At 54.5% G+C, this 211-nt stretch carries 1 tRNA gene and 1 rRNA gene; both read right to left on the bottom strand.

Annotated elements, in window-relative coordinates:
• Position 1: 1 nt before the first annotated feature.
• Positions 2-76 (bottom strand) — tRNA-Asn (locus tag AAIG11_RS18160).
• 24 nt (positions 77-100) lie between these two features.
• A 5S ribosomal RNA gene (gene rrf, locus AAIG11_RS18155) occupies positions 101-211 on the bottom strand; the annotation flags it as partial.

Below are 211 nucleotides of genomic sequence, written 5' to 3'. Positions count from 1 at the left end.
TTGGCTCCAGAGAGAGGACTCGAACCTCCAACCTACCGGTTAACAGCCGGGTGCTCCACCATTGAGCTACTCTGGAATGTTAGGGTATTTAGAAGGTAAGGAGTCGCAGCGACCTACTCTCCCAGGACTTCACGTCCCAGTACCATCAGCGCTGAAGGGCTTAACGGCTGTGTTCGGGATGGAAACAGGTGTTTCCCCTTCGCTGTAGCCA

The sequence above is a fragment of the Anoxynatronum sibiricum genome, assembly GCF_039414295.1.
Classification (GTDB): Bacteria; Bacillota; Clostridia; order Peptostreptococcales; family Tindalliaceae; genus Anoxynatronum; species Anoxynatronum sibiricum.
This window is presented reverse-complemented; position numbering and strand designations above follow the sequence as displayed.